Annotated in this window: 10 protein-coding genes; all 10 read right to left on the reverse strand. The window is 65.6% G+C overall.

Annotation, left to right across the window (positions count from 1 at the left end; all coding sequences use genetic code 11):
- Positions 1-3 precede the first annotated feature (3 nt).
- Complete coding sequence (locus tag ACI48D_RS13305) at positions 4-2,109, reverse strand: HDOD domain-containing protein (protein WP_435571703.1); 2,106 nt, start codon at positions 2,107-2,109, stop codon at positions 4-6.
- Between the two features lie 323 nt (positions 2,110-2,432).
- Positions 2,433-3,707, reverse strand: a complete 1,275-nt coding sequence (locus ACI48D_RS13310) for a multidrug effflux MFS transporter (RefSeq protein ID WP_435571704.1) — start codon at positions 3,705-3,707, stop codon at positions 2,433-2,435.
- Between the two features lie 3 nt (positions 3,708-3,710).
- A complete protein-coding gene (locus ACI48D_RS13315; protein ID WP_435571705.1) occupies positions 3,711-4,934 on the reverse strand; it encodes a THUMP domain-containing class I SAM-dependent RNA methyltransferase in 1,224 nt (407 codons plus the stop codon).
- A gap of 101 nt (positions 4,935-5,035) precedes the next feature.
- A complete protein-coding gene (locus tag ACI48D_RS13320; RefSeq protein WP_435571706.1) occupies positions 5,036-5,638 on the reverse strand; it encodes a 2-hydroxychromene-2-carboxylate isomerase in 603 nt (200 codons plus the stop codon).
- Between the two features lie 187 nt (positions 5,639-5,825).
- Positions 5,826-6,239: a CopD family protein gene (locus tag ACI48D_RS13325; protein WP_435571707.1), complete on the reverse strand. Its 414-nt coding sequence runs from the start codon at positions 6,237-6,239 to the stop codon at positions 5,826-5,828.
- A gap of 83 nt (positions 6,240-6,322) precedes the next feature.
- Entirely contained in the window at positions 6,323-7,588 is a 1,266-nt protein-coding gene (locus tag ACI48D_RS13330; RefSeq protein WP_435571708.1) for a glutamate-5-semialdehyde dehydrogenase, read from the reverse strand.
- A 45-nt stretch (positions 7,589-7,633) separates the two neighbouring features.
- Positions 7,634-8,647, reverse strand: a complete 1,014-nt coding sequence (gene holA / locus ACI48D_RS13335; RefSeq protein WP_435571709.1) for a DNA polymerase III subunit delta — start codon at positions 8,645-8,647, stop codon at positions 7,634-7,636.
- 12 nt (positions 8,648-8,659) lie between these two features.
- Positions 8,660-9,193: an LPS assembly lipoprotein LptE gene (lptE, locus tag ACI48D_RS13340; protein ID WP_435571710.1), complete on the reverse strand. Its 534-nt coding sequence runs from the start codon at positions 9,191-9,193 to the stop codon at positions 8,660-8,662.
- Between the two features lie 3 nt (positions 9,194-9,196).
- Positions 9,197-11,857: a leucine--tRNA ligase gene (leuS, locus tag ACI48D_RS13345; RefSeq protein WP_435571711.1), complete on the reverse strand. Its 2,661-nt coding sequence runs from the start codon at positions 11,855-11,857 to the stop codon at positions 9,197-9,199.
- 135 nt (positions 11,858-11,992) lie between these two features.
- Positions 11,993-12,319, reverse strand: coding sequence for a barstar family protein (locus ACI48D_RS13350; protein WP_435571712.1), 327 nt, complete (start codon positions 12,317-12,319; stop codon positions 11,993-11,995).
- Positions 12,320-12,456: the final 137 nt, after the last annotated feature.

Consider the following 12,456-nt stretch of genomic DNA (forward strand, 5'->3'; position numbering starts at 1 on the left):
ACCTTATACGGATCCGAGCGCGCGCACCGGCAATCCGGCCGGGGCGCTGGCGCCGGCATGCGCCGGCAGCAGGATTTCGAAACTGGTGCCGGTCGTGCCGCTGCGGCAGGCGATGTGCCCGTTCAGCTTCTTGACCAGGCTGTGCACGATCGACAGGCCGAGCCCATGGTGCGGCCCTTCCTTCGTGCTCTTCACGGCGGAGAACAGGTTGGCCAGCACCTCGCGCGACAGGCCCGGACCGGTGTCGGAGACGACCAGCTCCAGGTACAGCCTGCGCTCGCGGTTGACGTGTCCGCGGTTGGCGATCTCGATGCGTCCGCCGGTGGCCGCCAGCGCCTCGATCGCGTTCTTGACCAGGTTGACCAGGATCTGCTTGAGGATGTCCGGGTCGCCCTCGATGCGGCCGGCTTCGTCGGACATGCTGACCACGATCTCGACGTTCGACGGCACGAAGTCGGTGGCGCGGAACAGGCGCAGCACGTCCTCGACCACCTTCGCCACGTTTGCGCCGGGGCTCTCGCGGCTCGGCTGCACGTCGGGACGGACTTCGGTCAGGCTGTTGACCAGCTGGCCGACGCGGTCGATCTCCTCGTGCAGGATCGACAGCTCGCCGGCCACCGGTTCCTGGCGTTCCAGTTTTCCGTCGAGGACCGACAGGTAGTTCTTGATGATCGACAGCGGGTTGTTCACCTCGTGCACCACGCGGCGCGACGCCTCGCGGTACTCCTCGGCCACGTGGGCCAGCTGGCGGCGCGCATGGCCGCGCTCGGACATCGCGTTCTCCAGCGCGCTGGCGGCCTGGGCCCCGAACGACTGCATGAAGCGTTCGCGCTTCTGGCAGGACGGCACCTGCCAGCTGGCGATGCCGCCGACCAGCACGCCCAGGCAGCGCGCGCCGCTCACCAGCGGCACGCAGACCAGCGATTCGGTGCCCAGCATGCGCAGCAGCTGTTCCTCGGACAGGCCGAGCGGGGCGCCGTCGCGGCGCACGAATGCCAGGCGGCGTTCCAGCGCGGCCTTGGCCACGGCACCGCCCTTGGCCAGCGAGATCGAGAATTCGGCAATGCGCTGCTGGCTGGCGGTGGGCGCGCCCACCAGCGCGTGGCCGGTCGGATTCTCCAGCAGCACGGCGGCGTTCTCGAAGTCGAACAGCACGCGCGCCGAGCGCGTCATCGATTCCAGCAAGCCGGATTCGCCCTGCTGGCGGGCGAAGGACTGGCCGATCTCGGATACCAGCACCAGGTTGCGCATCTCTTCGCTCAGGCGCTGCTGCACCGGATCGACGGGCGCCGCCGGCGCGAAAGCCGGCGGGGCCGGGATGTCGTCGGCGCCGGCAAGGTCGATCCCGAGGTGGGCCGCGGCACGCTCGACCTGGCGCGCGGCCTGGGCCAGCAGCTGGTCGGCCGCTTCGGGTTCGATATCGCACAGCCCGGCCGCCTCGACCACCAGGTTCGGGTCGTCGGCATGGCCGGACAGCAGGTGGGCGGCGCGCACGATGCGGATCAGGGGATGGGTTCCCTCCAGGCGCTCGCCCGGCTCGTGGTGGTAGAGCACGGAGTCGGCCAGGAAGGAGTCGAGCTGCCAGCGTTCGATCAGCCAGGCGCCGGCTTCGGCGTGGGTGATCTGGAGTGTCCGCTGCTCGACCGCGCACAGGTCTTCGTCGTCGCGTGCGGTGAAGTTGAAACCGTATTCCTTGGGCGCGGCGGCGAGCAAGGCCAGGCGGCCGACGTTGTGCAGCAGGCCGGCCAGGTAGGCTTCCTCGGGCTGCGAATAATTCAGGTGACGCGCCAGGTCGCGCGCCAGCACGGCGGCGGTGAGCGAGTTCTTCCAGAACGCGCGCAGGTCGGTCGCGCCGGAATTCGGGAAACTGTTAAAGGTCTGGAACACCGAATCGCTGATCACCAGGGTCTTGATCATGTCGGTGCCGAGCGTCACCATGGCCTGCTCGAGGTTGGGCTGGCGCCCGCCGCGGTGATAGGCCGAGGTGTTGGCGACGCTCAGGATTTTGCCCGTCATGCCCGCATCCTTGGCCACCAGCGCGGCCAGCTCCGGCATGCCGAGGTCGTCCGCCTGCAAATGCGCCAGCAGCTTGATGAGAATCTGCGGCATGGCAGGCAGCCGCGCGATCAGCAAGCGATTGCGGATATCCTGGTCTGGTAGGTAGTTGGTTTCAAGCACGGCCGCCACTGCTGTTCTGGATGATTGTGGCGGCTTTTCCCGGCTAAGCTGCCACGACAATTCTTATTGTGGTCCCCGGAACAAGACGGGGTTCAGGCCCTTGTTCCGAACGTGAAAAACTTATCTTAGCATATATACATTTCTGAAAGGGAACAACACTTTCAGGAAAAAGTGATGCGTTTTAGAGTCACACCTCGGCCGCGCGTCTTGACGCGCCTCACGTCGCCTTCCTACGCGACCGAAATCTTCTTGATTTACGCCAACGCTTGCCTGCGCCGGTAATGGCGCGACACCATCCAGCACGCCAGTGAGGCCAGCGCAAAACCGGCCTGGCCCAGCGCCATCGCCAGCACCGAATGGGTCAGCGCCGGGGCGATGATGCCGGCCACGATGGCGCCCATCAGCGTGGTGACGAAGGACTGGCAGGACGCCACCGTGCCGCGGATGTGCGGGAACAGGTCGAGCGTCAGCAAGGTCGCGCTGGGGTTGATGATCGAGCTGCCGAAGTTATAGAAGAACATCGGCAGCACCGTCCACGGCAGGGCCGGCGGCAGGAAGGAGTGGTACAGGACGCTGCCACTCACCGCCGACAGCATCAGGATGTAGCCGATCCCGATCTGGCGCCCGTAATGCATCCTGCCGGCCAGGCGGTTGGCGGCCAGCGCGCCCAGGAAGATACCGGCCACCGCCGGCACGAACAGCCAGGCGAAGTCCGACGGCCCCAGGTGCAGGTGCACCGGCAGCAGCACCGGCGCGCCGGCGATGAACAGGAACATGCCGCCGAAATTGAAGGCGACCACCGCCGACTTCATCTGGAACAGCACCGAACTGAAGATGTCCCAGTAGCTGCGCGCCAGGAAGCGCGGGTTGAAGGGCTGGCGCCGTTCCTTCGGCATGGTCTCCGGCAGGTGCTGCCAGCAGACCCACCACAGCCCGAGGCTGAACACCAGCAGGCCGAGGAAGATCGCGCGCCAGTCCAGCAGGGTCACGACCCAGCCGCCCAGCACCGGCGCCACCGCCGGCGCGATCGAGAAGATCATCGTCACCATCGACAGCAGGCGCGCGGCCGGCGCGTCCGAGTACAGGTCGCGGATGATCGCCCGCCCCACCACCACCCCGGCCCCGGCCGAGATGCCCTGCATGATGCGGAACACCCACAGGTAGTGCACCGAATGCGCCGACGCGCAGCCGAGGGTGCCGACCGCGAACACGATCAGCCCGACCAATACCACGTTGCGGCGCCCGAAGGCATCCGACATCGCGCCATGCCACAGCGACATGACGGCGAAGGCCAGCATGTAGGCCGTCAGGGTCTGCTGCACCTCCAGCGGAGTCGCATGCAGGGTCGCCTGGATGCGCGGGAAGGCCGGCAGGTAGGCGTCGACGGAGAACGGTCCCAGCATCGCCAGCGCGGCCAGCAGCGAGGCCAGGCCGCCGGCCGACAGCATCGTGATCTTGTGCGGCGTCGGCAGCGGGACCGGAATGACGGGGTCTTTGGGCAGGTTGTCCGGTTCGGGTTCAGGCAGCATTGTTTACTCGGGTTGGGGCTTCGCTTCGGCCGGCTTTGCCGCATCTCTGCGGTTGAAGCCGGCGACCATGTCGAAGCGGAACAGGCGGCATTCGAGCGCGCCGTTGAAGAACGGGGTCTTGCGCGATTCCTTCAGACGCAGCATCTTGGGCAGCGAGAGGTCGGCGGTGAACAGGTAGACGGTCCAGCCGGCGAAGCGCTGCTTCAGGGTGCCGGACAGGGCCTGGTAGAAGCCGACCGCCATCTCGTCCTGCGGGATGGTGGAATCGCCGCGCACGCCGATGCGCTCGCCGTACGGAGGATTCGTCAGCAGGATGCCCGGCTGGCTGGTGGGCGGCTGCACCTGCTGCGCTTCGATCTGCTTGAGCGGCACCTCGAACAGGACGCCGGCAACGCGCAGGTTATGGCGCGTCATCGCGACCATGTCGCCCGAGATGTCGGAACCGAAGATCGTGGGAGTGTCCGGCAGCGGGTTCGGCTTGATCGCCGTTTTCATGTCCTGCCAGGCCGCGCGCTCGAAGTTGCGGAATTTTTCGAAAGCGAAGCGGCGCCGCGCGCCGGGCGGGATGCCCTGCACCATCTGGGCCGCCTCGATCAGGATCGTGCCCGAGCCGCACATCGGGTCGAACAGCGGCACGCCGGGCTTCCAGCCGGCCACGCGCAGCAGGCCGGCGGCCAGGTTCTCGCGCAGCGGCGCATCGCCGGTCTCTTCGCGCCAGCCGCGCTTGAACAGCGCCTCGCCGGAGGTATCGAGGTAGATCGTGAAGTTGCGCTGGTCGAGGAAGCCGAGGATGCGCATGTCCGGCTCGCGCGTGTTGACCGAGGGGCGCTTGCCGAACTGGTCGCGGAAGCGGTCGCAGACGGCGTCCTTGATCTTCAGCGTGGTGAACTCCAGGCTCTTCAGCGGCGATTTGACGGCCGTGATGTCGACCCGGATCGTGTGGTCGACGTCGAACCAGTCTTCCCAGGGCTGCTCGAGCACCAGGTCGTAGATGTCGTTCTCGTTGTTGTAGGTCTTGTTCGCCATGCGCATCAGCACGCGCGAAGCGATGCGCGAGTGCAGGTTGATGCGGTAGGCATCCTGCATGCTGCCCGAGCAGTGCACGCCGCCCGGCACCTGGTTGTGCACCTTCAGCGTGGCGCTGCCGGTGGTCTGCGCGATCTCGGCGAGTTCTTCGGCAAGCGCCGCTTCCATGCCGCGCGGGCATGGGCAAAAGTATGAGGCCATGTAGGTGTACCCTTTGTCCGTTAAATAGAAAAACAAAACGGCCGGAATCAGCCCGGCCGCCAACATCCGTCGTTCCCGCGCAGGCGGGAACGACGGTAGAACTAGGCCTGGAGCAGCCGCTCGACGAAATCGAGCCGGTCCTGGCCCCAGAAGCCCTGGCCGTCGACGACGTACCAGGGCGCGCCGAACACGCCGGCGTCCCGCGCTTCCTGCGTGAATCCTTCGTATTTCTGCTGCGTTTCCGGCGACCGCGATGCCGCCAGCAGGGCTGCGCCGTCGTAGCCGGCGTCGCCGGCCAGTTCTTCGAGCGTGGCCGGGTCCGCGATATTCCTGTCCTCGGCCCACACCGCGCGCACGATGGCGCTGGCCAGTTCCAGGGCCTGGTCGGCACCCTTCTCCTCGCGGGCGGCGACCAGCAGCAGCGATGCCGGCGTCTGGTCGACCGGGAAGAACTTCGGCTGCAGGTTCATCGGCAGGCCCAGATGCCGGGACCAGCGCTCCAGTTCCTGCAGGCGGTAGGCCTGGCGCTGCGGCGCGCGCTTGGCCAGCGGCAGGCCGCCGGTTTCGGCGAACACCGCGCCGATGTCGAAAGGCTTGGGCTCGATCATCGCGCCGTACTGGGCGCCCAGCTTGAGCAGGCGTTCGTGCCCGAGGTAGACAAAGGGCGACTGCGGCGCAAAGAAATACTGGATGGTTTTGCTCATCTTAAATCGTCTGTAGTCAGTCGGGTCAGAGTCAGTCGGGGTCAGAGCCCACCCGGGTGAACCGGGCCTGCCCCCCGTAGTCAGTCGGGGTCAGAGCCCACCCGAATGAACCGGGATCTGACCCCGAGGTAATTAATTAGTCGGGGTCAGAGCCCACCCGGGTGAACCGGGCTCTGACCCCGAGTATTTAAAAAGGTTTAACGACGACCAGGATCACGATCGCAATCAGCAGGAGGACGGGCACTTCGTTGAACACGCGGAACCACTTGTGGGTACGCGTGTTCGCGCCGCGCTCGAACTTCTTCAGCAGCGATCCGCACGCATGATGGTAGCCGATCGCGAGAATGACCAGCGCCAGTTTCGCATGCAGCCAGCCGCCGCGGATGCCGAAGCCCAGCCATAACCACAGGCCCAGCAGCAACGCCGGCACCATCAGCATCGTGGTGAAGCGGTACAGCCTGCGCCCCATGCCCAGCAGGCGCTCAAGGGCTGCCGGATTGGTTTCCTGCGCCAGGTTCACGAAGATGCGCGGCAAATAAAACAGGCCGGCGAACCAGGAGGCGATGAAGACGATGTGGAAGGCCTTGATCCAGAGGTACATTCTTTTCCTTATTGTTATCAGCCACCAAACCTATAGCCAGTCGGGGTCAGAGCCCACCCGGGTGAACCGGGCTCTGACCCCGATCAGTTACGTATCTCGCCGTGCCCAAACACCACATACTTCAGCGAGGTCAAGCCTTCCAGTCCGACCGGCCCGCGTGCATGCAGCTTGTCGTTCGAGATGCCGATCTCGGCGCCCAGACCGTATTCGAAGCCGTCGGCGAAGCGCGTCGAGGCGTTCACCATCACCGAGGCCGAATCGACTTCGCGCAGGAAGCGCAGCGCATCCGTGTAGTCTTCGGTGACGATGGCGTCGGTGTGCTTCGACGAGTACGTGTTGATGTGCCCGATGGCCTCGTCGATGCCGGCCACGATCTTCACCGCCAGGATCGGCGCCAGGTATTCGGTGCTCCAATCCTCTTCGGTCGCCGCCGTCAGGTGCGGATAGCCCCGCAGGATGGCCAGCGCTTCCGGGTCGGCGCGCAGCTCGACTTCCTTCGTTGCGTACAGCTCCGCCAGCTGCGGCAGCACGCTCGGGGCGATGGCGCGCGCCACCAGCAGGGTTTCCATGGTGTTGCAGGTGCCGTAGCGGTGGGTCTTCGCGTTCATGGCGATCGGCAGCGCCTTCGCGATGTCGGCCTTGGCGTCGATGTACACGTGGCAGATGCCGTCCAGGTGCTTGATCATCGGGACCGTCGCTTCCTGCATCAGGCGCGCGATCAGACCCTTGCCGCCGCGCGGCACGATCACGTCGACGAACTCCGGCATCGTGATCAGGGCGCCGACGGCGGCGCGGTCGGTGGTCTCGACCACCTGCACGCCATGTTCCGGCAAGCCGGCGCCGCGCAGGCCTTCAGCGACCAGCGCGGCCAGCGCGCGGTTGCAGTGGATGGCTTCCGAGCCGCCGCGCAGGATGGCGGCGTTGCCGCTCTTGATGCACAGGCCGGCCGCATCGACCGTCACGTTCGGGCGCGCCTCGTAGATGATGCCGATCACGCCCAGCGGCACGCGCATCTGCCCGACCTGGATGCCGCTCGGGCGGAACTTCATGTTGGAGATTTCGCCGATCGGGTCCGGCAGCGCGACGATCTGGCGCAGGCCGTCGACCATGGTGGCGATCGCTTTATCCGATAAGGCCAGGCGGTCCAGCAGGGCCGGCGCCAGGCCGGCATTGCGCGCGGCGTCGAGGTCGCGCGCGTTCGCTTCGACCAGTTGGGCGCTGTCGCGCTCGATGGCGTCGGCAATCAGGAGCAGCGCGCGGTTGCGGGTGGCGCTGTCGGCGCGCGCCATCGCGCGCGAAGCCGTGCGCGCCTGGCGGCCGATTTGCTGCATGTATTCGTTGATGTCCATGACGCTTTTTCCGTTCAACGTGGGCAGGTGGTGCCCACACATACGTTATGAAGCGACCCGCAGCGCAAGCTGCAGCATCGCATCCCATGCATCGCCCGCGAACTGCTTCGCACGCAGGCCCTTGACCATGCGGTCGACCTGGGCCGCCTCCTGCATGGCCGCTTCCAGGGTCGGCAGCGAGACCCGGCGCAGCGCCGGTTCCATCATGCGCTCGCGCGGTCCCCAGATCCGGTATTCCTTGAGGAGCGCGCCCAGCGGCCGCCCCTGCGCCATCCCCGATTTCAATTTTAGCAGCGTGCGGATTTCCTCGGAGACCGCCCACAAGACCAGCGGTAGCGCCTCGCCCTCGCCCTTCAGGCCTTCCAGCATGCGCACCAGGCGCGCCGGATCGCCGGCCAGCATTGCTTCGGACAGCTTGAACACGTCGTAGCGCGCCACGTTCAGCACGGCATCCTGGACCTGCTCGAAACTCAGCTTGCCCGGCTCGTACAGCAGTCCCAGCTTCAGGATTTCCTGATGCGCGGCCAGCAGATTGCCCTCCACGCGGTCCGCGATGAAGTCCAGGCTCTGGCGGTCGGCACTCTGCTGCTGGCCGGACAGGCGCATGCCGATCCAGGCCGGCAATGCGGGACGTTCCACGCTCGGGATCTCGACGTAGACCGCCGCCTGCTGCAGGCTGCCCACCCAGGCCGCCTTCGCCGTCTGCCAGTCGAGCTTCGGCAGGGTGATCAGGGTCAGGTTGTCCGGATTCAGGTCTTTCGCGTAGTGTTGGAGTGCCGCGCTGCCGTCCTTGCCGGGCTTGCCGCCGGGGATGCGCAGCTCGATCAGCTTCTTGTCGCCGAACAGCGACATGGCCTGGTTGGCGGCCAGCAGCTCGCCCCACTTGAAGTTGCGCTCGACCGTGAGCACGTCGCGCTCGGAATAGCCTTGCGCGCGGGCGGCACGGCGGATCTTGTCCGCCGCCTCCAGCGCCAGCAGGTGTTCGTCGCTGGTGATCACGTAAAGGGGCGCCAGCCCCTTGGCGAGGTGCCCGTCGAGCGCCTCAGGCCGCAACTGCATAGTCTCTCTTCCTTACTTTGCCGGAGGCTTCAGGGCGGCCAGGCGGCGCATGATCTGCTGCACCAGGTCGGCCTGCATGTCGCGGTACAGCAGCGCTTCCTCGGATTCCTTGGCCAGCACCTGGGTCTCGTCGAAGGCCATGTTCCGGCGCAGCGTGATCTCGGTGGCCGGCAGCAGCTCGACGCCCTTGCTGTCGCGGACCGCGAAGGTCAGCGTGTAGCTCAGCAGGTATTCGCGCACCCGGCCCAGGCTGTTCAGCGACAGGATCGACTTGCCGCGGTTCTCGCTCAGCACCACGAACTGCGCTTCCGCCGCTTCCGGCTTGTCGGCGATGGCCACCTTGCCCGCGCGCAGGTTGCGCTTGAGCTCGGTGCCGAGCGGAGACGTGTCCGGGAAGGTCAGGTACAGGCTGTGGAAGGGCATCGTGTAGCTGCCGTTCGAGCCGCGCAGCTGGAAGCCGCAGGCCGTCAGCGTGCTTGCGATCAGCAGCGCAGCAGTTGCCAACTGCGCAGTGCGCACCACCTTCTTGTTGATAGGGACGCGCATCGATTACACCACGATGTTGATGAGTTTACCGGGGACGACGATGACCTTCTTCGGCGTGCCTTCGACGAATTTCTGGGCCGCTTCCGAGGCCAGCGCGGCGGCTTCGATGGCGGCCTTGTCGGCTTCCTTCGGCACCTTGACGGAGCCGCGCAGCTTGCCGTTCACCTGGATCATCAGTTCGATCTCGGACTGCTCCAGCGCGGCCGGGTCGACTTCCGGCCACTGCACGTTCAGGATGTCGCCGTACACGCCGGCGTAGCCGAGTTCCTGCCACAGCGCGTGGGTGATGTGTGGCGCCACCGGGTTCAGCATGCGCAGGAAGATCGACAGGCCTTCGGCGACGACCGCATCGCTGGCCGCGCCTTCGGCCAGCTTGGCCGACTCCAGGGTATTCAGCATCTTCATGCAGGCCGATACCACGGTGTTGTACTGGATGCGCTTGAAGTCGTAGTCGGCCTGCTGCAGGATCTTGTGCACTTCGCGGCGCAGGGCCTTCTGGTCGTCATCCACCGGGGTGGCGGCCGAGGTTCCTTGCTGCTGGCCGCCGAGGGCGGCCGCGATACACTCACGCTGTGCAAAGGCGAAGGCCCAGACGCGGCGCAGGAAGCGGCTCGCGCCTTCGACGCCCGATTCCGACCACTCCAGGGTCTGCTCCGGCGGCGCCGCGAACATCGTGAACAGGCGCGCGGTGTCGGCGCCGTACTGCTCGATCTGGGCTTGCGGGTCGATGCCGTTGTTCTTCGACTTCGACATCTTCTCGGTGCCGCCGATCACGACCGGCTTGCCGTCCAGCTTCGATGCCGCCGCCTGCGGACGACCGCGGTCGTCGAACACGAGGTCGACGTCGGCCGGGTTGAACCAGGTCTTCTTACCGGATTCTTCTTCCCGATAATAGGTCTCGTTCAACACCATGCCCTGCGTGAGCAGGTTGACGAAAGGCTCGTCGAACTTCACCAGGCCGAAGTCGCGCATCACCTTGGTCCAGAAGCGCGCGTACAGCAGGTGCAGCACGGCGTGCTCGATGCCGCCGATGTATTGGTCCATCGGCATCCAGTAATCGTTGCGGGCCGGGTCGACCATCGCGTCGTTCGAACCGGGCGAGGTATAGCGCATGTAGTACCAGGACGAGTCGATGAAGGTGTCCATGGTGTCGGTCTCGCGGCGGGCCGGCGCGCCGCAGCACGGGCAGTCGACCTTCAGGAAGGCTTCGTGCTTCTTGAGCGGATTGCCGGTGCCGTCCGGGACGCAGTCTTCCGGCAGCACGACCGGCAGGTCCTTCTCCGGGACCGGCACCGTGCCGCACTTCTCGCAATGGATCATCGGGATCGGCGTGCCCCAGTAGCGCTGGCGCGAGATGCCCCAGTCGCGCAGGCGGAAGGTCACCTTCTTGTCGCCCAGGTCCTTCTCGGCCAGGTCGCCGGCCACCGCGTTGACGGCGGACGTGTAATCCAGGCCGTCGTACTTGCCGGAGTCGATCAGGACCCCCTTCTCCTTGTCGCCGTACCACTCCTGCCAGCCGTCCAGCGAGAAGGTCTCGCCCTCCACCGCGACGACCTGCTTGATCGGCAGCTCGTATTTTTTCGCGAACGCGAAGTCGCGCTCGTCGTGCGCCGGCACACCCATCACGGCGCCGTCGCCATAGGTCATCAGCACGTAGTTGCCGATCCAGACCGGGACCTGTTCGCCGGTGATCGGGTGCATGACGGTGAGGCCGGTCGGCATGCCCTTCTTTTCCATCGTCGCCATGTCGGCTTCGATCACGGAACCCTGCTTGCACTCGGCGATGAAGGCCTGCAGTTCCGGATTGTCCTTGGCCGCCTGCGCCGCCAGCGGGTGCTCGGCGGCGACCGCGCAGAAGGTCACGCCCATGATGGTGTCGGCGCGAGTGGTGAAGACGTACAGCTTGCCCTCGTTGATCAGCTCACCCTGCTCGTCCATGATCACGTGCGGGAAGGCGAAGCGCACGCCGGTCGACTTGCCGATCCAGTTGGCCTGCATGATGCGCACGCGCTCCGGCCAGCCCGGCAGCTTGTTGTCGACGTAGTCCAGCAGCTCGTCGGCGTAGTCGGTGATGCGCACGTAGTACATCGGGATCTCGCGCTTTTCGACCAGCGCGCCCGAACGCCAGCCGCGGCCGTCGACGACCTGCTCGTTGGCCAGCACGGTCTGGTCGACCGGGTCCCAGTTCACGGTGCCGGTCTTCTGGTAGATGATGCCCTTCTCGAGCATCTTCAGGAACATCCACTGGTTCCACTTGTAGTAGTCCGGCTTGCAGGCGGTCATTTCGCGCGACCAGTCGATGGCCAGGCCCATCGACTCCATCTGGCCACGCATGTGGGCGATGTTCGAATAGGTCCACTCGGCCGGCGGTACGTTGTTGGCCATCGCCGCGTTTTCGGCGGGCATGCCGAACGCGTCCCAGCCCATCGGCATCAGCACGTTGTAGCCGTTCATCCGCAGGTAGCGGTACATCACGTCGTTGATCGTATAGTTGCGCACGTGACCCATGTGCAGCTTACCGGACGGGTAAGGCAGCATCGAGCAGGCGTAATACTTGCCTTTTGGGAAACGCGGATCGTTTTCGACCGCTTTATAGGCGTCGATCGACTTCCAGTAGGCCTGGGCGCCCTGTTCGACTTCGGCTGGACTATATTTATCTTGCATGATGTTCTGCGGACTAAAGGGAGGTGAGCAGAACATTATACTGGCCGTTCCGGGTAGGGTGGGCACTCCGTGCCCACGCGGCAACCAAACATGGCGCGAACCTTACGCGTGGGCACGGGGTGCCCACCCTGCGCATCAACGCAATTCGAGCTCCAATGCAGGCTTTTCGCCATAGTCCTCGTAGCGCTCGTTGATGCCGATGATGCAAAACGCCATTTCCTCCAGCACGTCCTCGGCGCGCTCGCGCATGGCGTCGGAGTGCAGCACGACGATGTGCAGGGTCTCGTCCGGCCCAAGGCGGATGCTGCTCATGCCGTCCTCGTCGCGCAGGTAACTCAGACAGTCGACCCAGGAATCCATGGTGTGCGGATACGAATCCGGGAAGCCGAAGGCGCGCGCGCTCTCGGTGTGGAAGCTTTCGGTGTCGACGATTGCGGCGCCGTTCAGTTCGACGGTGGCCATAGGGATTCTCCGATTCATCGTCGTTCCCGCGGAGGCGGGAACCCAAGTTTGCCGGCATAGCCACGAACTTAGATTCCCGCCTCCGCGGGAATGACGGTATGTATACGTTCGCGGGATAAAAAACGCCCGCCGTCCCG

It is taken from the genome of Massilia sp. LXY-6, from assembly GCF_051233485.1.
GTDB lineage: Bacteria > Pseudomonadota > Gammaproteobacteria > Burkholderiales > Burkholderiaceae_D > Telluria.

Bases quoted from the DNA above. Each gene is read 5' to 3' on its own strand.
- ACI48D_RS13315 (WP_435571705.1), bottom strand. From the start codon at position 4,934: ATGGCCTCATACTTTTGCCCATGCCCGCGCGGCATGGAAGCGGCGCTT.
- lptE (WP_435571710.1), bottom strand. From the start codon at position 9,193: ATGCGCGTCCCTATCAACAAGAAGGTGGTGCGCACTGCGCAGTTGGCA.
- ACI48D_RS13325 (WP_435571707.1), bottom strand. From the start codon at position 6,239: ATGTACCTCTGGATCAAGGCCTTCCACATCGTCTTCATCGCCTCCTGG.
- ACI48D_RS13330 (WP_435571708.1), bottom strand. From the start codon at position 7,588: ATGGACATCAACGAATACATGCAGCAAATCGGCCGCCAGGCGCGCACG.
- ACI48D_RS13305 (WP_435571703.1), bottom strand. From the start codon at position 2,109: ATGCCGCAGATTCTCATCAAGCTGCTGGCGCATTTGCAGGCGGACGAC.
- leuS (WP_435571711.1), bottom strand. From the start codon at position 11,857: ATGCAAGATAAATATAGTCCAGCCGAAGTCGAACAGGGCGCCCAGGCC.
- holA (WP_435571709.1), bottom strand. From the start codon at position 8,647: ATGCAGTTGCGGCCTGAGGCGCTCGACGGGCACCTCGCCAAGGGGCTG.
- ACI48D_RS13310 (WP_435571704.1), bottom strand. From the start codon at position 3,707: ATGCTGCCTGAACCCGAACCGGACAACCTGCCCAAAGACCCCGTCATT.
- ACI48D_RS13350 (WP_435571712.1), bottom strand. From the start codon at position 12,319: ATGGCCACCGTCGAACTGAACGGCGCCGCAATCGTCGACACCGAAAGC.
- ACI48D_RS13320 (WP_435571706.1), bottom strand. From the start codon at position 5,638: ATGAGCAAAACCATCCAGTATTTCTTTGCGCCGCAGTCGCCCTTTGTC.